This is a genomic window from Phytopseudomonas flavescens (assembly GCF_900100535.1).
Lineage (GTDB): Bacteria > Pseudomonadota > Gammaproteobacteria > Pseudomonadales > Pseudomonadaceae > Aquipseudomonas > Aquipseudomonas flavescens.
Genome location: NZ_FNDG01000008.1, coordinates 201,471 through 225,271, shown reverse-complemented (window position 1 = coordinate 225,271; position 23,801 = coordinate 201,471). Strand labels below are relative to the sequence as shown.

Annotated in this window: 18 protein-coding genes; 13 read left to right on the top strand and 5 right to left on the bottom strand. The window is 64.5% G+C overall.

Annotated features, from left to right (window positions below; translation table 11 throughout):
• The 4 genes from rsmA to BLR94_RS12965 form a co-directional block, all read right to left on the bottom strand.
• The gene (gene rsmA / locus BLR94_RS12980) at positions 1-813 is read right to left on the bottom strand and encodes a 16S rRNA (adenine(1518)-N(6)/adenine(1519)-N(6))-dimethyltransferase RsmA (protein WP_084305305.1); all 813 of its coding nucleotides are present in this window, start codon (positions 811-813) and stop codon (positions 1-3) included.
• 100 nt (positions 814-913) lie between these two features.
• Positions 914-1,939, bottom strand: coding sequence for a 4-hydroxythreonine-4-phosphate dehydrogenase PdxA (gene pdxA / locus BLR94_RS12975; protein ID WP_084305304.1), 1,026 nt, complete (start codon positions 1,937-1,939; stop codon positions 914-916).
• 99 nt (positions 1,940-2,038) lie between these two features.
• A complete protein-coding gene (locus tag BLR94_RS12970; RefSeq protein WP_084305303.1) occupies positions 2,039-3,340 on the bottom strand; it encodes a peptidylprolyl isomerase in 1,302 nt (433 codons plus the stop codon).
• On the bottom strand, positions 3,315-6,086 hold the full coding sequence (locus tag BLR94_RS12965) for an LPS-assembly protein LptD (RefSeq protein ID WP_084305301.1): 2,772 nt from the start codon (positions 6,084-6,086) through the stop codon (positions 3,315-3,317). The genes BLR94_RS12970 and BLR94_RS12965 overlap by 26 nt, the downstream gene beginning before the upstream one ends.
• A gap of 124 nt (positions 6,087-6,210) precedes the next feature.
• Between BLR94_RS12965 and BLR94_RS12960 the strand changes: the two genes are divergently transcribed.
• Genes BLR94_RS12960 through BLR94_RS12950 form a run of 3 tightly spaced genes read left to right on the top strand, consistent with a single transcriptional unit; the run spans position 6,211 to position 8,661 of the window.
• Positions 6,211-7,233 (top strand): aminoglycoside phosphotransferase family protein, encoded by a 1,023-nt coding sequence (locus BLR94_RS12960; protein WP_084305299.1) that lies wholly within the window; start codon positions 6,211-6,213, stop codon positions 7,231-7,233.
• Complete coding sequence (gene murU / locus BLR94_RS12955) at positions 7,230-7,901, top strand: N-acetylmuramate alpha-1-phosphate uridylyltransferase MurU (RefSeq protein WP_084305297.1); 672 nt, start codon at positions 7,230-7,232, stop codon at positions 7,899-7,901. Before BLR94_RS12960 ends, murU begins: the two co-directional genes overlap by 4 nt.
• Position 7,902: 1 nt before the next feature.
• Positions 7,903-8,661, top strand: a complete 759-nt coding sequence (locus BLR94_RS12950; protein WP_084305295.1) for a DnaJ domain-containing protein — start codon at positions 7,903-7,905, stop codon at positions 8,659-8,661.
• Between the two features lie 77 nt (positions 8,662-8,738).
• Here the strand turns inward: BLR94_RS12950 and BLR94_RS12945 are convergent, their stop codons facing one another.
• The gene (locus BLR94_RS12945) at positions 8,739-9,716 is read right to left on the bottom strand and encodes an alpha/beta hydrolase family protein (protein WP_084305293.1); all 978 of its coding nucleotides are present in this window, start codon (positions 9,714-9,716) and stop codon (positions 8,739-8,741) included.
• Positions 9,717-9,915: 199 nt separating this feature from the next.
• Between BLR94_RS12945 and BLR94_RS12940 the strand changes: the two genes are divergently transcribed.
• The 10 genes from BLR94_RS12940 (at position 9,916) to gabD (ending at position 23,475) form a co-directional block, all read left to right on the top strand.
• Positions 9,916-12,318: a PAS domain-containing sensor histidine kinase gene (locus tag BLR94_RS12940; protein WP_084305291.1), complete on the top strand. Its 2,403-nt coding sequence runs from the start codon at positions 9,916-9,918 to the stop codon at positions 12,316-12,318.
• A gap of 13 nt (positions 12,319-12,331) precedes the next feature.
• Positions 12,332-12,961, top strand: a complete 630-nt coding sequence (locus BLR94_RS12935) for a response regulator (RefSeq protein ID WP_084305289.1) — start codon at positions 12,332-12,334, stop codon at positions 12,959-12,961.
• Between the two features lie 217 nt (positions 12,962-13,178).
• The gene (locus BLR94_RS12930; protein WP_084305287.1) at positions 13,179-14,288 is read left to right on the top strand and encodes an ABC transporter ATP-binding protein; all 1,110 of its coding nucleotides are present in this window, start codon (positions 13,179-13,181) and stop codon (positions 14,286-14,288) included.
• 44 nt (positions 14,289-14,332) lie between these two features.
• A complete protein-coding gene (locus BLR94_RS12925) occupies positions 14,333-15,367 on the top strand; it encodes an ABC transporter substrate-binding protein (RefSeq protein WP_084305285.1) in 1,035 nt (344 codons plus the stop codon).
• Between the two features lie 106 nt (positions 15,368-15,473).
• Positions 15,474-16,721, top strand: coding sequence for an ABC transporter permease (locus tag BLR94_RS12920; protein WP_084305283.1), 1,248 nt, complete (start codon positions 15,474-15,476; stop codon positions 16,719-16,721).
• A gap of 81 nt (positions 16,722-16,802) precedes the next feature.
• Entirely contained in the window at positions 16,803-17,627 is an 825-nt protein-coding gene (locus BLR94_RS12915; protein WP_084305281.1) for an ABC transporter permease, read from the top strand.
• 185 nt (positions 17,628-17,812) lie between these two features.
• Entirely contained in the window at positions 17,813-19,183 is a 1,371-nt protein-coding gene (locus tag BLR94_RS12910) for a sigma-54 interaction domain-containing protein (RefSeq protein WP_084305279.1), read from the top strand.
• A 177-nt stretch (positions 19,184-19,360) separates the two neighbouring features.
• Positions 19,361-20,509, top strand: coding sequence for an iron-containing alcohol dehydrogenase (locus BLR94_RS12905; protein WP_084305380.1), 1,149 nt, complete (start codon positions 19,361-19,363; stop codon positions 20,507-20,509).
• Between the two features lie 82 nt (positions 20,510-20,591).
• A complete protein-coding gene (locus tag BLR94_RS12900) occupies positions 20,592-21,980 on the top strand; it encodes a hypothetical protein (RefSeq protein ID WP_084305277.1) in 1,389 nt (462 codons plus the stop codon).
• Positions 21,981-22,023: 43 nt separating this feature from the next.
• A complete protein-coding gene (gene gabD / locus BLR94_RS12895) occupies positions 22,024-23,475 on the top strand; it encodes an NADP-dependent succinate-semialdehyde dehydrogenase (protein WP_084305275.1) in 1,452 nt (483 codons plus the stop codon).
• Positions 23,476-23,801: the final 326 nt, after the last annotated feature.

Sequence of the window (23,801 nt, the reverse complement as noted above, 5' to 3'; positions counted from 1 at the left end):
TCAGGTGAGCGAGGGAGCGGATTGTTCCGCCAACTGATCGGCCAGGCGCACGAAGGCGGCCAGATCCAGCTGTTCCGGGCGCAGGCTGCCGTCCACGCCAGCGGCTTCGATCGCGCTGGCGGGAAGTAGGGCCTTGAGGGTATTGCGCAGGGTCTTGCGGCGCTGATTGAACGCTTCACGCACCACGCGCTCGAGGAGGTGGTGGTCCTTGGCCGGGTGTGGCAGTTGTTTGTGCGGCGTCAGGCGGACGATGGCCGAGTCCACCTTGGGGGGCGGATTGAAGGCGCCGGGGCCGACATTGAACAGGTGCTCCACCTGGCAGTGGTACTGCACCATGATCGACAGTCGACCCCAGTCGCCGCCGCCAGGGCCGGCCGCCAGGCGTTCGACCACCTCCTTCTGCAGCATGAAGTGCATGTCGCGGATCAGGTGGGCATTGGACAGCAGGTGGAAAATCAGTGGCGTAGAGATGTTGTAGGGCAGGTTGCCGACCACCCGCAGGCTGCCAGGCTCCGCCTGCAGGCGGGCGAAGTCGAACTTCAGGGCATCGCCCTGATTCAGGCGAAAGCGTGGCTCGCTGGCGAACCTGGCTTCCAGAATGGGGATCAGGTCGAGATCCAGCTCGATCACGTCCAGGGTGGCGCCACTGCTGAGCAGCCCTTCGGTCAGCGCGCCCTGGCCCGGGCCGATCTCCAGCAGGTGATCGCTGTCGCGTGCATGGATGGCGCGCAGGATGCGATGGATCACGCCGGCATCGTGGAGAAAGTTCTGACCGAAACGTTTGCGCGCACGGTGTTGGTAAGGCTCGGACATCGGGAAAGCAGCTCCAGGCTTCAAACCGCAAGCGTCAAGCAAGCGCGTAAAGCGATCAGGCGAAAACGCGCAGTTTAGCAGGGAACGTGTCTGTGCCGCTTCAGCGCTTCGACTTGTGGCTTGTCGCGTTCAGCATGCGGCCAGCCTGGGCCATTTCATAGGCGGTCTCCAGCGCGACCTGCAGGCTGCCGCAATCGATCCGGCCGCTGCCGGCCAGATCCAGGGCAGTGCCGTGGTCGACCGAGGTGCGAATGATCGGCAGGCCCAGGGTCACGTTCACGGCGGCGCCGAAGCCTTGGTACTTGAGTACCGGCAGCCCCTGGTCGTGGTACATGGCCAGCACCGCGTCGCAGTGCTCCAGATGCTTTGGCGTGAACAGCGTGTCGGCCGGCAATGGGCCGATCAGGTTCATGCCCTCGCTACGCAGGCGTTGCAGTGCGGGCTCGATGATGTCGATTTCCTCGCGGCCGAGGTGACCGCCTTCACCGGCGTGAGGATTGAGCCCGCAGACCAGGATGCGTGGTTCGGCGATACCGAACTTGGTGCGCAGGTCGGCATGCAGGATGCGTGTCACGCGCTGCAGGCGCTCTGCGCTGATTGCGCCGGCCACTTCCTTGATCGGTAGGTGGGTGGTCACCAGGGCAACCCGCAGGCCGCGGGTTGCCAGCATCATCACCACCTGCTCGGTATGTGTCAGGTCGGCGAGAAACTCCGTGTGGCCGGAAAACGCGATGCCGGCCTCGTTGATGATGCCTTTGTGCACCGGGGCGGTGATCAGCCCGGCGAAGTCGCCGTTCAGGCAGCCCTGGCCCGCCCGGGTCAGGGTGTGCAGTACGTAGGCCGCGTTGGCCTGGTCCAGTTGGCCGGTTCTCACCGGGCGCCCCAGTGGTGTATCCCACACATGCAGGCTACCGGCAGGGGCCGGCTGCTGCGGCCAGTCACCGGGGCCGGTTTCGATCAGTCTGATATCCAGCCCCAGTTGCCCGGCGCGCTCCCGCATCAGTGCCGTGCTGGCGATGCAGACCAGTGCATGGGCCTGGCGTTCGCGGGCGAGCAGCAGGCACAGGTCCGGGCCGATGCCGGCGGGTTCTCCGGGGGTGAGGGCGAAACGCAGGCAGTGGGTCATGATCGGCTCTCGAGGGCAGGGCGTTGGGGATTCTAGCGCAGGCGCAAATGAAAAAGCCCGGCGCTGGGCCGGGCTCTTCAGTGCAGCATCACACTGTATCTACAGCTTGATTTCCACGTAGGCCTCGTCGCGGATCTGGCGTAGCCAGGTCTGCAGTTCTTCCTCGTACTTGCGGTTGCGCAACAGGTTGAGTGCCTGTTGCTCACGCACCTGCTCGCTGCTGTCGGTGGCACGACGGCCCATGACCTGCAGGACGTGCCAGCCGAACTGGCTCTTGAATGGCTTGGAGACCTCACCGCTGGCGGTGTTGTTCATCACTTCGCGGAACTCGGGAACCAACGCGTTGGGGTCTATCCAGTTCAGGCTGCCGCCATTGAGGGCCGAGCCGGGATCTTCGGAAAAGCTTTTCGCCAGTTCGGCGAAGTCTTCCCCGGATTGGATGCGCTGGTAGAGACGCTCCGCCAGAACCTGGGCTTCGGCTTCGCTGCGGATCTCGCTGGGCTTGATCAGGATGTGGCGCACGTTCACTTCGTCACGTACGGCGGCGGCCTCGCCACCACGCTTTTCCAGCACCTTGAGCAGAATGAAACCGCCCGGTGTGCGGACCGGCTCGGTCACGTCGCCGACGCTCATGGCGCCTAGCATGCTGTCGAAGGGCGGCGGCAGTTGAGCGGCCTTGCGCCAACCCATGTCGCCGCCGTCCAGCGCAGTTTCACTGGCCGAGTTGGCGATCGCCAACTGACCGAAGTCGGCGCCCTGGCGGGCCTGCTGGTAGATGTCCTGAGCGCGGCGCTCGGCGGTCTGCAGCGCTTTGGAGGAGGCGTTTTCCTGGACCGGGACGACGATATTGGCCAGGTGGAACTCTTCCGACAGTTGCATCTTGCCCAGATCGGACGCCAGGAAGTTCTTCACTTCCTGCTCCGTCACCTGGATGCGCTCGGCCACCCGGCGCTGGCGTACGCGGCTGATGACCATCTCGCGGGAAACCTGGTCGCGGGCCTCGTTGAACGACAGGCCGTCCTGGGCCAGCGCGGCACGGAACTGCTCGATACTCATGCCGTTGCGCTGGGCGATGGTGGTGATGGCCTGGTTCAGTTCTTCGTCGCTGATGCGGATGCCGGAGCGCTCGCCCATCTGCAACTGGATGTTCTCGATGATCAGGCGATCCAGCACCTGCTGGGTCAGGACATCGGCCGGCGGCACCTCGGCGCCGCGCTTGGCGATGGTCTGTTGCACCTCGCGGACGCGGGCGTCGAGCTGAGTCTGCATGATCACGTCGTTATCGACGATCGCCACCACGCGGTTGAGGGGCTGTACATCGGCGTGCGCCGCGGTACCCAGAAACAGTGCGCCCATCAGCAACGGGCGCACACACTCAGAAAGCTTGATCTTCACGTTCACGATAACCTTGAATGCCTTTGTCGAGGAAAGTCTCGACGTTGTTGCCAGTCACGCCGCCCAGGCCCTTGAGGACGATTTGCAGGAAGATGCCGTTATCCGGCTCGTCGTTGCGCGAGGGGTTGAGGCTGACCTCGTCGTAGTCGATCCAGTAGCGGTTGATGACGCGCAGCTTCCAGCAGCAGCTGTCGTACTCGAAACCACCGAAGGCTTCCAGGGTACGGTTGCGGCCGTAGTCGTACTGCCAGCGGGAAATGACGCTCCACTGCGGGCCGATGGGCCAGATGACGGAGAAGTCATGCTGGTCGATCTTGTAGTAGTCCTTGATGTAGTAAGGGTCGCTGGGTGTCCCATAATCGCCCCCGTAGGACCACAGGCCGGATTGCTGGTTGTAGTTCAGGGTGTCATTGCGGTAGCGATAACCGGCATTGACGATCTTGCGCGGGTTGTCGGCTGGCTGGTAGTGGAACATCGCGCTGCCCGAGCGGGTGCGGTGGCTGTCCGGATCCCAGTTGAAGTCCGAGGTGAAGCGCCAGTCCTGGTTGTAGCGATACATGTATTCCAGGGCATAAGGCGATACCGAAGACTGCGCCTCGTCGCGGTCACGATAGTCGATACCGGGCATCTGTACCTTGCGGTCTTCGAAGTAGAAGGCCTGGCCGATGCTGAAGCGTTGGCGCTCGAAACCGTTGGGCTCGATCCAGCGGCTGGTCACGCCGAAAGACAGTTTGTTCTCGTCGCCAATACGATCCTTGCCGCTGAAACGATTTTCTCGCCACAGCGAGGCATAGCTGAAGCTGCTTTCGCCGCTGTCGAATACCGGGATATCGGTCTGGTCTTCCTCGGGGACGTAGAGATAGAACAGGCGTGGTTCGAGGGTCTGACGGGCTTCGCGGCCGAACAGCGAAGTGTCGCGGTCGAAGTACAGGCCACTGTCGACGCTGAACAGGCCGACGCCGCGGCTCTGACTGCTGTTGTACTGCTCGCCAGCGAGCAACGTATCCTTGCCTTGCTGATCGAGATCCAGATCATAGTTAGTTTGCAGGTACTTGACCTGGGGTTTGACGAAGCCCCAGCTCCAGTCCAGCGGCAGACTGACACCTGGCTCCACATGCAGTCGCGTGCCATTGGCACGGGCCAGGCCACTGATGTTTGCATCGTTCCAGCGTGCTTCGGGGTTGCCATTCTTGTCGATGTAGAAACCATCACGCAGGTCGCGATCAAAACGCACCAGCTCAGTACCGTAGGTGAAGTTCAGGCCACCGGGCTGGAACGGCAATGTGCCGTCCAGGGTGATCTGCGGCAGGCGGTCGTAGGGCGTCACGTCGGTGATGGTGGCCAACTCGTAGGCGTGGGCATTGAGGCTGGCCGTGTAGCTGTCACCGCGCCAGGTCAGGGTGCCGCGCTGGTCGACGTAGGTATTGATGTCGAGGCCCAGGTCGGTATCCAGATCCTGGAAGTAGTACGGGTCGCTGATATCGGTGTAGTCGACCTCGGCCAGCAGGCGCTCATTCAGGCCCTGCTTGTGCTGCCAGCTGTACATCCAGCGCTGGTCCTTGTAACTGGACTGCAGCTCGCGATCGTCATTGCTGTCGTCGAGGTAGGCGGCACCGACCTGACCTTCGCTGTTGCGGGTCAGGTAGCGGAACTCGCCTTCGAGCAGCAGGCCACGATCGGCCATGTAGGTCGGGTACAGGGTGGCGTCGAAGTTCGGCGCCAGGTTGAAATAGTAAGGGGTCTGCAGGGTCAGGCCGTTGTCGCTCGAGCTGCCGAAACTCGGCGGCAGGAAGCCGGACTGGCGACGGTCATCGATCGGGAAGTAGATATACGGTGTATAGAACGCCGGGAAATCCTTGACCCGCAGGGTGACGTTGGTGGCGGTGCCGAAGCCGGTCGCCGGGTTCAGGGTGATGTTGTTACCCGTCAGGTGCCAGGTGTTGCTGCCAGGTTCGCAACTGGTGTAGGTACCATCCTTGAGGCGGATGATCGCGGTTTCTTCGCGTTTGGCGTAGGCCGCGCTGCCGCGCACGTGAGCGGCGTGCATCACGTACTCGGCGTTGTCGATCTTCGCCTCGCCGTTGTCGAGCTGCAGCTCTGCCCGGTCGCCGACGACCAGGGCGCCCTTGTCGCGCAGGCGCACGTTGCCGACCAGCTCGCCACGGTTTTCAGCCTGGTGCAGGTTGGCTTCGTCCGCCTCGACCTGCATGCCGGCCTGTCGCACGACCACATCACCGGCGAGGGTGGCGACCTGCTCTTCCTGCTGATAGCGCGAGGCGCGGGCGGAAACGAACATCGGTGCCTCGCTCATCGGCGTCGTGTCGTTCATGCCGGGTCGGCTTGGCTCGATGTAGGCGCCGGAGCAGGAAGGGCCAATCTCGGCCAACTGTGCGCTGGTCAACTGTTCGCGCGGAACCCAGTCGAGGTGGCTGTAGTCTGCACTGCGCGAGGCCAGCGCGCGGCCACCACTTTCGGTGACTTGCGTCGGTGCGGCCTTGGTATCAGGCTTGGCCGCTACCGTTGCTCCTGTGCCTGTGCCTGTGCTCACCGAATTGGCGCTGTGCGTCGGACGGACCGGTAGATTGGCCGTACTGGTCTTCGGTGCACAGGCCCAACCGCCAGCAGGCGATGCCTGGCAATCGAACTGTTCGGCAGCGGTGGCGAACGGACTGGCGAAGGGCTGCATGGCCAGCAGGCCACCCGTTACCAGAAGCGGGAATTTCTTACGAAAAGCGGGGTATTTTACTGCCATCTTGTTTTCCGGGCTTCCTGTGCGCTTTTGGCCCAGGGGCCGCACGCCTCTCGATGGGCTGAAAAAGATGCTGGATAATAAAGCATGACCCGCGCAACGGCTAGCGCCGTCGGAGACCCTTGTAATGCCTGATCACGATGTACGTCTGCAACGCCTGCAACAGTGGCTCGCCCCTCAGTTGCAGGAGCTATTCGCCTCCAGGCAGTGGGGGGAAGTGCCAGAGGCCCCGCTGCAAGCGGCCAGCAGCGACGCCAGCTTTCGCCGGTATTTCCGTTGGCAGGCCGCTGGCCGCAGCCTGATCGTCATGGATGCGCCGCCGCCGCAGGAAAATTGCCGACCGTTCGTCGACGTGGCTGCCTTGCTGGCGCATGCCGGGCTCAATGTGCCGCATATCCATGCGGCGGATCTCGAGCAGGGTTTCCTGCTGCTCAGTGACCTGGGACGCCAGACCTACCTGGATGTGATCGACGGCGACAATGCCGACAGCCTGTTCGCGCCTGCCATCGATGCCTTGCTGGCCTATCAGCGGTTGCCGATGGATGCGTCATTGCCGCACTACGACGATGCCCTGCTGCGCCGGGAGCTGCAATTGTTCCCCGACTGGTACGTCGCCCGGGAGTTGGGCATCACCTTCGATGCCGCGCAGCAGGCGGCCTGGGAGCGTATCTGCAGGCTGCTGACCGACAGTGCCCTGGCCCAGCCCAAGGTGCTGGTACACCGCGACTACATGCCGCGCAACCTGATGATCAGCGAGCCCAATCCCGGTGTGCTGGACTTTCAGGACGCCGTCTATGGCCCCGTTACCTACGACGTCACCAGCCTGTTCAAGGATGCTTTCCTCAGTTGGCCGGAGGCGCGCGTGCAGGCCTGGCTCGAGGGTTACTGGCAGCAGGCCCGTGCCGTGGGCATACCGGTACAGGAGGATGTGCAGGACTTCCTGCGGGCCAGCGACCTGATGGGGGTGCAGCGTCACCTCAAGGTGATCGGCATCTTCGCGCGCATCTGCCACCGGGACGGCAAGCCGCGCTACCTGGCCGACGTGCCGCGTTTCTTCGCTTATATAGAAGCGGTACTCGGCAGGCGACCGGAGCTGGCGGAGCTTGCTGAATTGCTTGCTCAGCTCAAACAGGTGGAGGCCGCTCGATGAAGGCCATGATTCTCGCCGCTGGCAAGGGTGAGCGGCTGCGGCCGCTGACGCTGCACACGCCCAAACCCCTGGTCAAGGCCGCCGGTGTGCCGCTGATCGACTACCACGTGCGGGCCCTGGCCCGCGCCGGTTTTAACGAACTGGTGGTCAATCACGCCTGGCTCGGTCAGCAGATCGAGGATTATCTCGGCGAGGGCGAGCGTTATGGCGTGCGCATTCGCTATTCGGCAGAGGGGGAGCCGCTGGAAACCGGAGGGGGGATCTTCAAGGCCCTGCCATTGCTGGGTGACGAGCCATTCGTGGTGGTCAATGGCGATATCTTCACGGATTACGATTTCGCCACCCTGCGCCGTCCACTGCGCGGGCAGGCGCATCTGGTGTTGGTGGACAATCCGCCACACCACCCGCAAGGCGACTTCCTGCTGCAGGACGGCCAGGTCGCAGATGCCGTAGCAGGCCGCGACAGCCTGACCTACAGCGGTATCGCCGTGCTGCACGCGGCGTTGTTCGAGGGCTGCCGGCCGGGCGCCTTCAAGCTCGCCCCGCTGCTGCGCAATGCCATGGCGGCAGGGGCGGTGAGTGGCGAGCGGTTCTCCGGTTGCTGGGTGGATGTCGGCACCCATGAGCGCCTGGCTGAGGTCGAACGCCTGCTGATGGGCGGGCGCTGAGATGTACTGGCCCCTGACGCTGGTCGGTGCCGTGGCGGGCTATGCCCTGGCGAGCATTCCCGGGCTGCTGCTCGGCGGCCTGCTTGGCCAGGTGCTCGACCGGCGCCTCGGCCTGCGTGGCTGGAAGAGGCTGTTCGAGCGACTGCGCAGCACGCCGGCGGTCGGCGACGAGCAATTGTTGTTCGTCATGCTCGGTCGCCTAGCCAAGAGCGATGGCGTGGTGCAGCAGGCGCACATCCGCCAGGCCCGTGCCGAGATGCAGCGCCTGGCCGTTGGCGAGGCGGCGAAGGCCGGCGCCATCGAGGCCTTTTCCCGTGGCAAGACCGGGCAGGACAACCTGCATGGCCCCCTGCAGCGCCGCCGTGGTGATGCGGACGCCCTGTTGCGCGCCTGCTGGCGCATGGCCTGGGCCGATGGTCGCGTGGGGCAGGCCGAGCGCGAGCTGATTCTGCTGTGGGGCAAATGGCTGGGGGTGTCGGCCGCCGCCCAGGACGCGCTGAGTGCAGCGTGCGCGCCGCGGCGTGGGCCACCGACCGCAGCCCCTGACACCTATCAGCAGGCGTTGCGTCTGCTCGGGGTGAATGCCGACAGTGATGCCCAGCAGGTCAAGAAAGCCTATCGGCGCCTGCTCAGCCGTCATCACCCCGACAAGATGGCCGGCAGCGGCGCGGCCCCGGAAAAGGTTCGCGAAGCCACCGAAGCGACCCGCGAACTGCACAACGCCTATGCGTTGATTCGCCAGCGCCGGGGCTTCCGCTGACCGCAACGTAGGCGGCGCCTGGAGCGGAAAGGATGCCTGGCTGACTCAGGCCGGTCCGGGGCCGCCTTGCCGAAAGCCTATTTACCGCCGCCCGCCTGTTTGTCGAGCCAGCCGCGCAAGCGCCGGTACAACTGCTCTTCGGCCACGTCCGGGTTGCCCGGCAGGGCGTCCAGGCCGACCTGCACGAAAGCGGGCTGCTTCTGCCGCTGGCTCAGTTGCTTGCGCAACAGCGCGGCCTGTCGCGCGGTGGGACTGTCGCGGTAATAGAAGTCACCGACGCTGGCCTTGAGCTGCGCCAGCAGGTCATTGAGCGGCGAGTCGAAGCCTTCCGGCTGGCTGATATCCACCAGCAGCAGGTGGCTGACATTGGCCGGCTTGCGTTCGGCGATATAGCGGGCGGCCCAGTAAGCCCCGCTGCCGTGGCCCAGCAGCACCACGCGCTTGGCCTGTTGCTGCCCGGCAAAGGCGATGCCTGCGTCGATACGCGCGAACACCCGCTCGAGATGAGCGGCACGCGCGGCTTCTGCGGTTTGCGCCGCTTCGCTGGGGGAGGGCGGCTCTGCAGCGGCTGGCTCGGCAGGTTTTTCCGCAGGCTTTCCGGCCGTCGAGTCGCCGCCGGTCGGGGCCGGCTCGGCGCTGCGCAGTGGCAGGTTGGCGCCCTGGGGATCCGGCAGGCTTACACTCAGGCTGTGCCAGCCGGCATCCGGCAATTTCTGCCGCAGCGGACCGATGACCCGCGGCGCGTCGGCGCTTTCGTCATCCCCCGGTAGCAGAATCACCGCCCCCTTGGGGGCCGGATCGTTGGCTGGCAGCCAGAGGGCGAGAAACGGCGTGCCGGCGGCGTCGAGGCGTTGCTGCTCGTTGGCCGCCAGCTGGCGTTCGAGTGCCAGGGCCTCGAGGTCACTGCGTTCGGCCAGAGGCGCGCGCTGCTCGGGCTTGGTATCGGTCTTGGCGCCGGCTTCGGACGGCGGGCTCTGATCGCCCAGGGCGAGCAGGCTGGGCGCCAGCAGCGCCAGGCACAGCGCGTAGGGGGGCAGGTGTCGGAAGCGCGTCATCGTAGGGCTCGAGGTGGATAGCGCCTAGAGACTAGGTTCTGTTGGCGTTTCAACGCAAGCCATGGGCACGGCCCGATCGTGCGGGCACGGTAACAGACCCTAACTTGTCGTGGATTTGTCAGGCCCTGATGTAGCTTAATGCTGCTTTCGCAGCGCGCGTTCGCCCTCGCTGTCTCCTCGCGTTTTTCGGTATCCGAGCATGATCCACCGCTGGCTGTTTCTCCTGATGCTGAGCGTGCCGAGACTGCTGTGGGCGGATGAGCCGCCGCCCGGGCCCGCTGCAATCTTCGATGCTGCGCAGCAGCGCTGGCTGGCCGAGCACCCGGTATTGCGTGCCGGTGTCGTCCTGCAGGCGCCCTATGCCCAGCTCGACCGACGTCTGCACCGTCTTACCGGTGCCAATGTCGAGGTGATGCACATGCTGGCCACGTTGATGGGCGTGCAATTGCGCTGGCGAACCTTCCAGACCCAGGAGGAGTTGGAGCTGGCGCTGCACAACGATCAGATCGACCTCGCCAGTGGCCTTGGCCAGACCCCCGCGGGGCTGCGTCGCTGGGTGTTTTCCGATCCCTTCCTGCGTGTATCGCATCTGCTGATCGGCGAGCGCGGCAGTGGCGGGGCGGTCGATCTCGAGCAGCTCGACGGGCGCTCGCCGATCGCCATGAAAGTATCGCAGGCGGTACTCGACTATCTGCACAGCAGCTACCCGAAGCTCAAGCTGGAGACCGCCAGCTCGCCGCGCCAGGCCCTGCAGCGGGTGCTCAACCAGCAGGCCAGCTACGCGGTGCTCGATGAGGCGCAACTGGGGCGCCTGTCCCGTGAGGCGGAGTTCCTGGGGCTGGCGATCGTCGGCGATATCGGGTTTCCGCAGTTGCTGCGCGTCGCCAGCAGGCGTGACTGGCCAGAGCTGTCGGCCATCGTCGATGTCGCGTTGCGCAGTGTGCCGGCCCGGGAGCTGGATGACCTGCACAGCCGCTGGCTGCCACCGAGTTATCAACAGCAGGATGCGTCGGCGAGCTTCTGGCGGGGGATCAGTCTGCTGCTCGGCCTGCTACTGGTGTTCGCGTTGCTGTTGGCGCTCTGGGTGCGGCGCCAGCGCGATACCCTGGAGTTTCGCCTGCTCGCTGCGCGCCACGAGATCGAGCTGCGCGAGGTCGCGCGTGATGCCCTGCGGTTGTCGCAGTTCTCCATCGATAACAGCACGGTGGGCATCCTCTGGGTCAACTGGGACAGTCATGTGCGTTACGCCAACCGCGCGGCGGAGACGATGCTCGGTTGTCGCGCGGGCGGCGTGGTCGACCGGCCGCTGAGTGATTTCGAGCCGGACCTGAACATGGACCGCTGGCTCAACCTGTGGCGGCTGGCGCGCAGTGGTGACGAGCGGCCGCCGAGCTTCGAGACCGAATGCCTGCGGGCCGATGGCAGCCGCTTGCCGGTGGACGTCTCGCTGAGTTTCCTGCAGTACCGCGATACCGAATACCTGGTGGTGTTCATCACCGATGTCACCGAGCGTCGGCGTGCCCTGGCCGCGCTGCAGGAGAGCGAGGCGCGGCTGCAGGGCATCGCCGCCAACGTGCCTGGCGTGGTGTTTCGCCTGGAGCGTGCGCGGCCTGGCGATCCGGCGTTGTTCGCCTTCATCGGCGAGGGCAGCGAAAGCCTGGTCGGTTATCGGGCCTCGACGCTGCTGGCGCCCGATCACGGCCTGCGCAGCCTGGTGCACCCGGACGACAAGGCCGACTACCACCGCGTCCAGGAGCGCGCCTTCGCCAGCGACAGCGATTGGCACTGGCAGGGGCGCATGCTCACCCACGCCGGTGAGTCGCGCTGGGTCGACATCAAGGCCATGGCCAGGCGCATGGCCGACGGTCGGCTGATCTGGGACGGCGTGGTCTGGGACATCAGCGAGAACAAGCGCAACGAGCTGGCGCTGGCCGAATCGCAGGTGCGTCTGCGCGATCTGTCGGCTCACCTGGAGAGCGTGCGCGAGGAGGAAAAGGCCCGTATCGCCCGGGAGGTGCACGACGAGCTGGGCCAGGTGCTCACTGTGCTCAAGCTGGAAACCTCGATGTGCGAGCTGGGCTTCGCCGATCTCGACCCCGGCCTGCGCGAGCGCCTGGACAACATGAAGAAGCTGATCGCCCAGTTGTTCCAACTGGTGCGCGATGTGGCCACGGCACTGCGCCCGCCGATCCTGGATGCCGGTATCGCCTCGGCCATCGAATGGCAGGCGCGGCGCTTCGAGGCACGTACGCAGATTCCCTGCCTGGTCGAGGTGCCCGAGAGCGTACCGCCGCTGAGCGACGCCAAGGCGACCGGGCTGTTCCGCATCCTTCAGGAGTCGCTGACCAACGTCCTGCGTCATGCCGAAGCGCACACGGTGACCGTACGCCTGGAGCTGTTGGGCGACAGCCTGCGCCTGTCGATCGGCGATGACGGCCGCGGTTTCCATCCCGCTGCGGTGCGGGCCGACTCCTTCGGCCTGGTGGGCATGCGCGAGCGGGTGCTGATGCTCGGCGGGCAATTGACCCTCGACAGTCGCCCCGGCGAGGGTACCCTGTTACGGGTGAGGGTGCCGCTGAGCGAGTGTGTGTCCGAAAAGTGAACAGGGGGAACACGTGATCCGAGTACTGGTAGCCGAAGACCACACCATCGTCCGTGAAGGCATCAAGCAACTGATCGGCATGGCCCGTGACCTGCAAGTGGCCGGGGAGGCGAGCAACGGCGAGCAGTTGCTGGAGACCTTGCGCAACACGCCCTGTGAAGTGGTCTTGCTGGACATCTCGATGCCCGGCGTCAACGGCCTGGAAGCGATTCCGCGCATTCGCGCCCTGGCCCAGCCGCCGGCGATTCTGGTGCTGTCGATGCATGACGAGGCGCAGATGGCCGCCCGCGCGTTGAAGATCGGTGCGGCCGGCTATGCCACCAAGGACAGCGACCCGGCCCTGCTGCTCACCGCGATCCGCAAGGTGGCCGCCGGTGGGCGTTACATCGACCCGGACCTGGCCGACCGCATGGTCTTCGAGGTCGGCCTGACCGACTCGCGCCCCCCACACGCGCGGCTTTCCGAACGTGAGTTCTCGGTATTCGAGCGCCTGGTGCAGGGTGAGGGCGTCAACGAGATCGCCGCCCACCTGGCGCTCAGCAGCAAGACCATCAGCACCCATAAAGCGCGCCTGATGCAGAAGCTCAACCTCAATTCGGTCGCCGACCTGGTGCGCTACGCGGTCGAGCACAAGCTGGTCTGATGCGCCTCTTGTCTGTTCACGACACCCTGGCGGGGCATGCTGCCTGACGGAATCGGGCTCGCTGTCCGCAGGCTTGTCCATTTGCGACATCGTTGTAGGAATCGCCCTACAGACACCTTTCCGACTGCCTTATAGCAAAGTGTCATTACGCCCGATTTGCAGCTCCTATCGCCGGTTCTAGTCTTGGGGCACGGTAGAACAACAGGCAGGTGCGGTAATGGGCGACACTTCTTCGAGCGACATCCTGGTCAGCTTTCGTGGCGTGCAAAAGAGCTACGACGGCGAGAACCTGATCGTCAAGGACCTCAACCTGGACATCCGCAAGGGCGAGTTCCTGACCCTGCTCGGGCCGTCCGGCTCCGGCAAGACCACCAGCCTGATGATGCTGGCCGGTTTCGAGACGCCCACGGCCGGGGAGATCACCCTGGCCGGCAAGCGCCTGAACAACGTGCCGCCGCACAAACGCGACATCGGCATGGTGTTCCAGAACTACGCACTGTTCCCGCACATGACCGTCGCCGAGAACCTGGCATTCCCCCTCAGCGTGCGTGGCATGAGCAAGGCCGACGTCGGTGAGCGGGTCAAGCGTGCGCTGTCCATGGTTCAGCTCGACGCTTTCTCCGGTCGTTACCCGGCGCAGCTCTCCGGTGGCCAGCAGCAGCGCGTGGCCCTGGCCCGTGCGCTGGTGTTCGAGCCGCAATTGGTGCTGATGGACGAACCCCTCGGCGCGCTGGACAAGCAACTGCGCGAACACATGCAGATGGAAATCAAGCACATCCACCAACGCCTGGGCGTGACCGTGGTGTACGTGACCCACGACCAGAGCGAAGCGCTGACCATGTCCGACCGCGTCGCCGTGTTCCATCAGGGCGAGATCCAGCAGATCGCTCCGCCGCGAGAACTCTACGAGGCGCCGCGCAATACCTTCGTCGCCCAGTTCATCGGCGAGAACAACCGATTTGCCGGCCAGTTGGTGGAACGCAATGGTGACAACTGCACCGTGCAGTTGAGTCGCGGCGAGAAGGTCCGGGCCCTGGCCGTCAATGTCGGCCAGCCTGGCGATGCGGTGAGCCTGTCGATTCGCCCCGAGCGCATTCGCCTGAATACCGCTGCAGAGGGCTGCGATAACCGCTTTTCTGGTCGTGTGTCGGAGTTCATCTACCTGGGTGACCATGTACGGGTTCGCCTGGAGGTATGTGGCAAGGCCGATTTCTTCGTCAAACAGCCGATTGCCGAGCTCGATCCCGCGCTCGCCGTCGGCGACGTGATTCCGCTCGGCTGGCAGGTCGAGCACGTCCGCGCCCTTGATCCGCTGTCCGCGGAATGATCGGCGTTTTGCGCTTTACCACAGCACTTGGAGCCAACATAAAAATGTCGAAGCTATTCTCCCTTTCCGCGCTGACACTGGGGCTGGTCTGCGCTGCACAGGTTCACGCCGCGAACCTCACCGTCATCAACTTTGGTGGCGCCAACAAGGATGCCCAGGTCAAGGCCTACTACCAGCCGTGGGAAGCGGCAGGCAACGGCAAGATCATCGCCGGCGAGTACAACGGTGAAATGGCCAAGGTCAAGGCCATGGTCGACACCAACAGCGTGTCGTGGGACCTGGTCGAAGTGGAATCGCCCGAGCTGGCACGTGGTTGCGACGAAGACCTGTTCGAAGAGATCGACTACGCGGTGGTCGGCGACAAGAAAGCCCTGGTACCGGGGGCCGCCTCCCTGTGTGGCGTCGGCTTCTTCGTCTGGTCGACCGTCATGGCCTACAACGCCGACAAGCTGAGCACCGCGCCAACCAGTTGGGCCGATTTCTGGGACGTGAAGAAATTCCCCGGCAAGCGTGGCCTGCGCAAGGGCGCCAAGTACACCCTCGAGTTCGCCCTGATGGCCGACGGCGTCGCGCCGAAAGACGTCTACAAGGTGCTGGCGAGCAAGGACGGCCAGGAGCGCGCGTTCAAGAAACTCGACGAGCTCAAGCCCTACATCCAGTGGTGGGAAGCCGGTGCCCAGCCGCCGCAGTATCTCGCTTCCGGTGACGTGGTCATGAGCTCGGCCTACAACGGCCGTATCGCCGCCACCCAGAAAGAGGGCAGCAGCCTGAAAGTGGTGTGGGACGGTGGCATCTACGACTTCGATGCCTGGGCCATCCCGAAAGGCGCGAAGAACAAGGACGAGGCCCTGAAATTCATCGCCTACACCCTGCAGCCGGAGAACCAGAAGACCTATTCGGAAAACATCGCCTATGGGCCGGTCAACCCGAAAGCGGTCGACCTGCTGGACGCCAAGGTCGCCGCCGACCTGCCGACCGCCCCGCAGAACATCGCCAACCAGGTGGCCATGGACGTGACTTTCTGGGCCGACTTCGGCGAGGTGCTGGAGCAGCGCTTCAACGCCTGGGCCGCGAAGTAAGGCCCGAGTCCCTCGCTGTACTACCCCTTGTGGTTAAGGAGCGCCTGCATGCAGGCGCTCTGGCTCTTCCCCCGAATTTCTCATCTGTTTCACCGGAGTTAGCCCCATGGCCCTAGCAGTGCCCCATGCAGAGGTCGCCGGCCCCTCGCTCAAGCAGCGTCTGGCGCGTGCCGAGCGGATGAATCGCCTCAAGTCCCAGGCATTGATCCTGCCCCTGGTGCTGTTTCTCGTCCTCACCTTTCTGGTGCCGATCGTGGCGCTGCTCAACCGCAGCGTGGACAACCCGGACGTGATCGGCTCGATGCCGAGAACCGTTGCCGCCATCGACACCTGGGACGGCCGTGGCCTGCCCGCCGAGGCTGTCTACCAGGCGCTGGCACTGGATCTGGCCGAGGCCCGTGAGCAGCAGAAGCTGGGTGATCTGTCCAAGCGCCTGAACATGGAGCTGGCCGGTTACCGCAGCCTGCTGGCCAAGACCGGGCGTGCACTGCCGTTCGAGGCCGAGCCGGCCTCCTACAAGGATGCGCTGGAGTCTTTCGACGAGCGCTGGGGCGACCCTGCCTATTGGCAGGTGATCCGCCGCAACACCAGCGCCTGGACGCCGTATTACCTGCTCGCTGCGCTGGATCACCGCATCGACGACAGCGGCGCCGTGGTCAAGACCACGCCGGATCAGGCCATCTACCTGGACATCTTCGCCCGCACCTTCTGGATGGGCGCGGTGATCACCGCCATCTGCCTGGCGCTGGCCTATCCGCTGGCCTACCTGCTGGCCAACCTGCCGACCCGCCAGGGCAACCTGCTGATGATCATGGTGCTGTTGCCATTCTGGACCTCGATCCTGGTGCGCGTCGCCGCCTGGATCGTGCTGCTGCAGTCGGGCGGGCTGATCAATTCGGCGCTGATCAAGCTCGGTTTCATCGATCAGCCGCTGGAGCTGGTCTTCAACCGTACCGGCGTGTACATCTCCATGGTGCACATCATGCTGCCGTTCATGATCCTGCCGATCTACAGCGTGATGAAGGGCATCTCGCCGAGCTACATGCGGGCGGCGATCTCCCTCGGCTGTCATCCGTTCGCCAGTTTCTGGCGGGTGTATTTCCCGCAGACCCTGGCCGGCGTCGGCGCGGGTTGCCTGCTGGTGTTCATCCTGTCCATCGGCTACTACATCACCCCGGCGCTGCTCGGCAGCCCGAGCGACCAGATGGTCAGCTACTTCGTCGCCTTCTACACCAACACCACCATCAACTGGGGCATGGCCACCGCACTGGGCGGTTTGCTGCTGGTCGCCACGCTGCTGCTCTACGTGGTGTACAGCTGGCTGGTGGGCGCTGGTCGTCTGCGTCTGGGTTAGCAGGCGATTGAAAAACGTTAGCGAAGTAGCGGCAACGCAGGTCGTTTTTCAACGACCTGCTTATGGAATGGAGATTGAGAAATGCTGAGCCCTTACATGTCTCCCGTGGAGCGCGCCTGGTACTACGGCCTGCGCCTGCTCTGCGGCCTGGTGTTGCTGTTCCTGGTGCTGCCGATCCTGGTGATCGTGCCGCTGTCGTTCAACTCCGGCACCTTCCTGATCTACCCGATGCAGGGCTTCTCGATGCGCTGGTACGAGGACTTCTTCGGCTCGGCCGGCTGGATGCGGGCATTGAAGAACAGCCTGGTCATCGCCCCGGCGGCGACTATCCTGGCCATGGTCCTGGGTACCCTGGCGGCCATCGGCCTGACCCGCTCGGAGTTCCGTGGCAAGGCGCTGGTGATGAGCCTGCTGATTTCGCCGATGGTAGTGCCGGTGGTGATCGTCGGGGTCGCCAGCTACCTGTTCTTCGCGCCGCTCGGCCTTGCCAACGGCTACCTGTCGCTGATCGTGGTGCACGCGGTATTGGGCGTGCCGTTCGTGATCATCACCGTGTCGGCCACCCTGCAGGGGTTCAACTACAACCTGGTACGGGCTGCGGCCAGCCTTGGCGCCTCACCGATCACCGCGTTCCGCCGGGTAACCCTGCCGTTGATCGCGCCAGGCGTGATCAGTGGCGCGCTGTTCGCCTTCGCCACCTCCTTCGATGAGGTGGTGGTCACCCTGTTCCTCGCCGGCCCCGAGCAGGTGACCCTGCCACGACAGATGTTCAGCGGTATCCGCGAGAACCTCAGCCCGACCATCGCCGCTGCCGCGACCCTGCTGATCGGCTTCTCCATCCTGCTGCTGCTGACCCTGGAATGGCTGCGCGGGCGTAGCGAGAAGCTGCGCACTCAGGCCGAATAAGTTTCTACGCTTCGTAACCGCCGCACACCCTCGGTTGCGGCGGTTTTTTTATGGCCCGCCATCCTTGGCGGCCACCCTGCGGGCCGTCGCGAGCGACGTTAAAAATGGCTCCCGGCCATTTTTTATGCCTGGTGAGTGCATGCGGGTAGACTGCTGCGCTCTCCCGCGTTCCCCCGGAAAGCCCCATGGATTTCGACGATCCCAGTTTTCGCGAGCTGCTCGATGCGCTGCACGATGGCGTGTACATCACCGATGCCGATGGCATCACCCTCAAGGTCAACGGTGCCTACGAGCGGCTCACCGGGCTGCGCAGCGAGGATGTGGTCGGCCAGCACATGCAGGCGCTGGTCGAGCAGGGGGTGATTTCCCAGTCGGTGTCGCTGCGGGTGCTCAAGGAGGGCAGGGCGCTGTCGCTGATGCAGAGCGTCAGCCAGGGCAAGCGCCTGCTGGTCAGTGGCACGCCGATCTTCACCGCCGAAGGCCAGGTTCGCTACGTGGTCAGCACCGTGCGCGACATGACCGAATTGCTGCGCATGAAGCACGAGCGCGACGAGTTGCAGCAGCTCAAGCAACTGCGCAACAGCACCGCGCGCCTGCATGCCGGCCAGCGCGACGATCTGCTCGACGCTTCACCGGTGGCCGATCACCCGGCATCCGGGCGGGTATTCGCTCAGGCCCGCCAGGTCGCCGCCAGTGATGTGAAGGTGCTGCTGCAGGGCGAGACCGGTGTGGGCAAGACGCTGATCGCCCAGTACATCCACAAGAGCAGCCCACGGGCCGCGCAGCCGTTCCTGGCGCTGAACTGCGGTGCCTTGCCGGAAAACCTGATCGAGGCGGAGCTGTTCGGCTACGTGCCCGGGGCTTTTACCGGCGCCGGCAGCAAGGGCAAGCGCGGCCTGCTGGAGCTGGCGCACCACGGCACGGTATTTCTCGACGAGATCGGCGACCTGCCGCTGGCCTTGCAGGTGAAGTTGCTCAAGGTCATCGAGGAAAGTCGTTTCATTCCGGTCGGCGGCCTGGAACTGAAGGAGGTGGACGTACGTATCGTCACCGCCACCCACCATGACCTGCGCGCCATGGTCGGCGAAGGGCGTTTTCGCGCCGATCTCTATTACCGGCTCAACGTGGTACCCATCCACATTCCGGCACTGCGTGAGCGGCGCGAGGAAATCCAGCCGCTGCTCGACTTCTACCTGGCCGAATTCAATCAGCGCTACGGGCGCGAGCTCGAGTGGGGGCTGGAGGCCCTGGACGCGCTGACCGACTATTCCTGGTCGGGCAACATCCGCGAACTGATCAATCTGGTCGAGCGCCTGGTGGTCACCTGCAGCGGTGCTGCCGTCGAACTCTTCGACCTGCCCGAAGAGATGCGCAGCAGTGAACGGGACGCCAGTGACGACAGCCTGCTGCCGTTGCGCAAGCAGGTCGAACAGCTCGAGCGCCGGCTGATCCGCAACGCCCTGGTGCGGCACAAGACCACCCGCGAAGCCGCCCGCGTGCTCGGCTTGAGCCAGGCCACCCTGGTGCAGAAGATGAAACGCTGGGAGCAAGGCTGATCGGAAAATGGATCGGGCGAGGTCTTTCTGATCCATTTGCTGATCGCTGCAGCATCCCGATAGCCTGTGGCAAATCGACGCAACCCGTCTACGGCAAGGGTTTCGTCAGGCTGGCACAGGAATCGCTATGACAGGCCCGAACCCGCACAGCTGAACACCACATAAAAGGGCCTGATGATGAGTATTGCCGCATTCAAGATCGCCAATAAGCTGCTGACCGGCCAAGGCGCCGTCGAGCAGCTGGCGAACGAACTGCCCCGTCTGAACATAGAGAACCCGCTGATCGTCACCGATGCCATGCTGATCAAGTCGGGCACCGTCGAGCACGTTCTCAAGCAACTGGGCGAGCGCGCCTATGGCATCTTCGATGGCGTCGAGCCGGAGCCGGAGATCGCCATCGTCGAGGCCTGCGCCAAGGTGTACCGAGCGGGCGGTCATGATGCTCTGATCGGCGTCGGTGGCGGCAGCGCCATCGATATCGCCAAGGCGGTGGCCGGTTACGTCGGCCATGACGGCGCGTTGGAGGAGCTGTTCGGTGTCGATCAGGTCAAGCGTAAAGGCCCTCCGCTGATCGCCATTCCGACCACGGCCGGTACCGGTTCGGAAGTGACCAACGTGTCCATTCTTTCCGACAAGCAGGCGCAACTGAAAAAAGGCATCGTCAGCGATTACCTGTTGCCCGACGTCGCCCTCGTCAGCCCGCTGATGACCCTCACCTGCCCGCGCAGCGTGACGGCAGCCAGTGGCGTCGATGCCCTGGTGCATGCCGTGGAGTCGTACCTGTCGGTGAATGCCTCGCCGATCACCGATGCGCTGGCCATTGGCGCCATCAAGCTGATCAGCAAGGCGCTGCCCAAGGCCTACGCCAACCCGGCCGACCTCGTCGCCCGTGAAGACATGGCCACCGCCAGCCTGATGGCCGGCATGGCATTCGGCAACGCCGGTGTCGGCGCCGTGCACGCCCTGGCCTACCCGTTGGGCGGGCGTTTCAATATCGCCCACGGGGTCAGCAACGCACTGCTGCTGCCCTACGTGATGGCCTGGAACAAGCTGGCCTGCGTCGAGCGCATGGCCGAGATAGCCACCGCCATGGGCGTGCAGACCTTTGGTCTGAGCGACAAGGCCGCTGCCGACCTGGCCGTCGAGGCCATGGCCGAGCTGTGCGCCAGTGTCGATATCCCCAAGGGCATGCGCAGCTTCGGCGTGCCGGAGGATGCCATCCCGGCCATGGCCGAGGAGGCCAGCAAGATCGACCGCCTGATGCGCAACAACCCGCGTCGCCTGACGGCCGGCGATATCGAGCAGATCTACCGCGCCGCCTATTGAGCACCTGCAACAGCTGATGACGCGCCCCGGTTCTGCCGGGGCGTACTGGTTTACGTCCATACTAATAACATTGGTAATCCAAATGTCCGAACTGCACCAACAAGGCCCGGAAGCGCCCTACACGCCCCTTGGGCCATTCAAGCTGCGTCTGCCTTTCATCCATTACCGCTTCGAAATCTCCGACTACCTGCAGGGCCTGCTGATGTGCGCGGTGGATCTGGCGGCGATCCCGCTGATGACCGAATTCCTCGGCATGCCCTTCGAGGTGGCGCTGGCGGTGGTCATGCTCAACGGCCTGCTGTACCTGATCCACCACCTGCTCGGTGACCCGGTGGTGCCGGGCTGGATCACCCCGGCCATCCCCATGCTCATGGCCTATTGCAGCCAGTTCCCGGAGGGCCCGGAGCGGGTGCATGCGCTGATCGCCTTCCAGTTGATGCTGGGGATATTCTCCATCAGTCTGGGCATGACCGGCATGGCGCGCAGGGTGGTGTCGCTGGTGCCCTCGGCGCTCAAGGCCGGAATCATCATGGGCGCCGGGCTCAGTGCGGTGGTCACCGTGTTCAAGGAGGGCGGCCGCTTCGACGCCTTTCCGTGGACGATCTCCATCGCCATCGGCGTGGCCTTCTACCTGGTGTTCTCCATGCACTTCCAGGAGCTGAAGAAGCGCAACCGCTTCTGGTGGAACTTCGCCAAGCTGGGCATCTTCCCGATCATCCTGCTGGCGGTGATCGTTGCGCCGATCTTCGGCGAAGCACCCTGGCCGAGCATCGAGTGGGGCATCAGCAAGCCCGACTTCATCACCCTGTGGAACGAATACACCGTGTTCGGCTTGGGGCTACCACCGCTGATGATGTTCGTCACCGCCATCCCCACCGTGCTGGCCGCCTATCTGGTGGTGTTCGGCGACGTACTGAGCAACCAGGCGATTCTCGACGAGGGCGGCAAGGTGCGCCGCGACGAGAAGATCGACTTCGATCCCAACCGCTCGCACCTGCTGTTCGGCGGGCGTAACGCGCTGATGAGCATCCTCGGTCCCGATGTGGCCATGTGCGGCCCGCAGTGGGCCGCCATGCAGGTGGTGATCACCGAGCGTTTCAAGGGCGGCGCCAAGGCGATGAAGTCCATCTATGGTGGCGTCGGTTCGTTCCGCTGGGGCACCAACACCGGCTTGCTGCTGTTGCCAGTGGTGACCCTGGTGCAGCCGATTCTTGGTGTGGCCCTGGCGCTGACCCTGCTCATTCAGGGCTACGTGAGCGTACGCCTGGGCATCATGGAAGCGCGCAGCCAGCGCGATCTGGGCATTGCCGGGGTGATCGGCGCGGTGCTGGCGATCAAGGGCGCCGGCTGGGCGTTCGCCATCGGTCTCGGCCTGTGCCTGCTGATCTATGGCACCCGCTTCTTCCGCGGCGAGAACGACCAGACGTTCAGCAAGGACCTGCCGCCTGCCGAACCGGTCGGCAAAGACTAACTATCGATCCGGGAGCCGACGGCTCCCGGCCACTGGAGTGATCATGAAACTCAACGATCCCGATCTGCTGCGTCATCAGGCCTATATCAATGGCCAGTGGCGCGACGCCAGCGATGGCGCCAGCACGGAAATCTTCAATCCGGCCAATGGTCAGTCCCTCGGCCGTGTGCCGAACCTGAGCGCTGCCCAGACCCGAGCGGCCATCGATGCTGCCCGTGATGCCCAGCCGGCCTGGCGCGCGCTGACCGCCAAGGAGCGTGCTGCGCGCCTGCGCAACTGGTACGAGCTGATGCTCGCCAACCAGGAAGACCTGGCGCAGATCATGACGGCCGAGCAGGGCAAGCCACTGAGCGAGGCACGCGGCGAAGTGCTGTATGCCGCCTCGTTCATCGAGTGGTTCGCCGAGGAAGCCAAGCGCGTCTATGGCGATACCATCCCCGGTCATCAGGCCGACAAGCGCCTGCTGGTGACCAAGGAGCCGGTCGGCGTGACCGCTGCGATCACGCCCTGGAATTTCCCCGCGGCGATGATCACCCGCAAGGCTGGCCCGGCCCTGGCGGCTGGCTGCGCCATGGTACTCAAACCTGCGCCGCAAACGCCTTTCAGCGCGCTGGCTCTGGCCGTACTGGCCGAGCGTGCCGGTATTCCAGCCGGGCTGTTCAGCGTATTGCCGGCCGACGCCGAGCGCTCCCGTGAAGTGGGCTTTGAGCTGTGCGCCAATCCCATCGTGCGCAAGCTGTCGTTCACCGGCTCCACCGGTGTCGGCATCAAGCTCATGGAGCAGTGCGCGGCGACGCTCAAGAAACTGTCCCTGGAGCTGGGTGGCAACGCGCCCTTCATCGTCTTCGCCGATGCCGACCTGGATGCCGCGGTGGAGGGCGCCATGGTCGCCAAGTACCGCAATGCCGGGCAGACCTGCGTCTGCGCCAATCGCATCTATGTCCACGACGCGGTGTACGACGCCTTTGCCGAGAAGCTCGCGGCAGCGGTTGGCCAACTCAAGGTCGGTCAGGGTAGCGAGGCGGGTGTGACCACCGGCCCGCTGATCGACGGCAACGCCGTGGCCAAGGTGCAGGCGCACCTGGCCGATGCGCTGGAGAAAGGTGCCAGGGTCTTGCAGGGCGGCAAGGCGCTGGGTGGCAACTTTTTCGAGCCGACCGTGCTGGCAGACGTAACCACCGAGATGCGTGTCGCCCGCGAGGAAACCTTCGGCCCGCTGGCGCCGCTGTTTCGCTTCAGCGACGAAGCCGACGTGGTACGCCAGGCCAACGACACCGAGTTCGGTCTGGCCTGCTACTTCTACACCCGCGATCTGGGCCGTACCTTCCGGGTGGCCGAGGCGCTGGAGTACGGTATGGTCGGTATCAATACCGGGCTGATCTCCAACGAGGTGGCGCCGTTCGGCGGCATGAAAGCCTCTGGCCTGGGCCGCGAGGGCTCCAGGTACGGCCTCGACGAGTATCTGGAGATCAAGTATCTCTGCCTGGGTATTTGAGCGGCTCTTGCGAGGCATGAGGCGTGGTAGAAAAGCCGATCAGCGTGCAGGAAGCCTGGATCTGGCAGGGTGACAATCCGGGGAAGCTCCTGGGTATCGCGTCGCTCGCCACCGGCTATGGGCGCAGGCTCGTGTGGGGTGGGCGTTCGGCCACCGTTGCAGGGCGCGCTCCCATCGAATAGCTCCCATCTCGCCTCCGCCAGCATGTAGGGTGGATGACGCTCTTTTCATCCACCATGGTGGTCGTTGCACGGTGGACGGGTGAAGCGTCGTCCACCCTACGACTACCGCCGCCATCTTCAGTGAGCGCGTTTGTGCGTGGGCAT

What these genes read in the sequence shown, in the direction of transcription:
- rsmA (WP_084305305.1), bottom strand. Translation starts at nt 813, where the DNA reads ATGTCCGAGCCTTACCAACACCGTGCGCGCAAACGTTTCGGTCAGAAC.
- pdxA (WP_084305304.1), bottom strand. Translation starts at nt 1,939, where the DNA reads ATGACCCACTGCCTGCGTTTCGCCCTCACCCCCGGAGAACCCGCCGGC.
- BLR94_RS12965 (WP_084305301.1), bottom strand. Translation starts at nt 6,086, where the DNA reads ATGGCAGTAAAATACCCCGCTTTTCGTAAGAAATTCCCGCTTCTGGTA.
- BLR94_RS12960 (WP_084305299.1), top strand. Translation starts at nt 6,211, where the DNA reads ATGCCTGATCACGATGTACGTCTGCAACGCCTGCAACAGTGGCTCGCC.
- murU (WP_084305297.1), top strand. Translation starts at nt 7,230, where the DNA reads ATGAAGGCCATGATTCTCGCCGCTGGCAAGGGTGAGCGGCTGCGGCCG.
- BLR94_RS12950 (WP_084305295.1), top strand. Translation starts at nt 7,903, where the DNA reads ATGTACTGGCCCCTGACGCTGGTCGGTGCCGTGGCGGGCTATGCCCTG.
- BLR94_RS12945 (WP_084305293.1), bottom strand. Translation starts at nt 9,716, where the DNA reads ATGACGCGCTTCCGACACCTGCCCCCCTACGCGCTGTGCCTGGCGCTG.
- BLR94_RS12940 (WP_084305291.1), top strand. Translation starts at nt 9,916, where the DNA reads ATGATCCACCGCTGGCTGTTTCTCCTGATGCTGAGCGTGCCGAGACTG.
- BLR94_RS12930 (WP_084305287.1), top strand. Translation starts at nt 13,179, where the DNA reads ATGGGCGACACTTCTTCGAGCGACATCCTGGTCAGCTTTCGTGGCGTG.
- BLR94_RS12925 (WP_084305285.1), top strand. Translation starts at nt 14,333, where the DNA reads ATGTCGAAGCTATTCTCCCTTTCCGCGCTGACACTGGGGCTGGTCTGC.
- BLR94_RS12920 (WP_084305283.1), top strand. Translation starts at nt 15,474, where the DNA reads ATGGCCCTAGCAGTGCCCCATGCAGAGGTCGCCGGCCCCTCGCTCAAG.
- BLR94_RS12915 (WP_084305281.1), top strand. Translation starts at nt 16,803, where the DNA reads ATGCTGAGCCCTTACATGTCTCCCGTGGAGCGCGCCTGGTACTACGGC.
- BLR94_RS12910 (WP_084305279.1), top strand. Translation starts at nt 17,813, where the DNA reads ATGGATTTCGACGATCCCAGTTTTCGCGAGCTGCTCGATGCGCTGCAC.
- BLR94_RS12905 (WP_084305380.1), top strand. Translation starts at nt 19,361, where the DNA reads ATGAGTATTGCCGCATTCAAGATCGCCAATAAGCTGCTGACCGGCCAA.
- BLR94_RS12900 (WP_084305277.1), top strand. Translation starts at nt 20,592, where the DNA reads ATGTCCGAACTGCACCAACAAGGCCCGGAAGCGCCCTACACGCCCCTT.
- gabD (WP_084305275.1), top strand. Translation starts at nt 22,024, where the DNA reads ATGAAACTCAACGATCCCGATCTGCTGCGTCATCAGGCCTATATCAAT.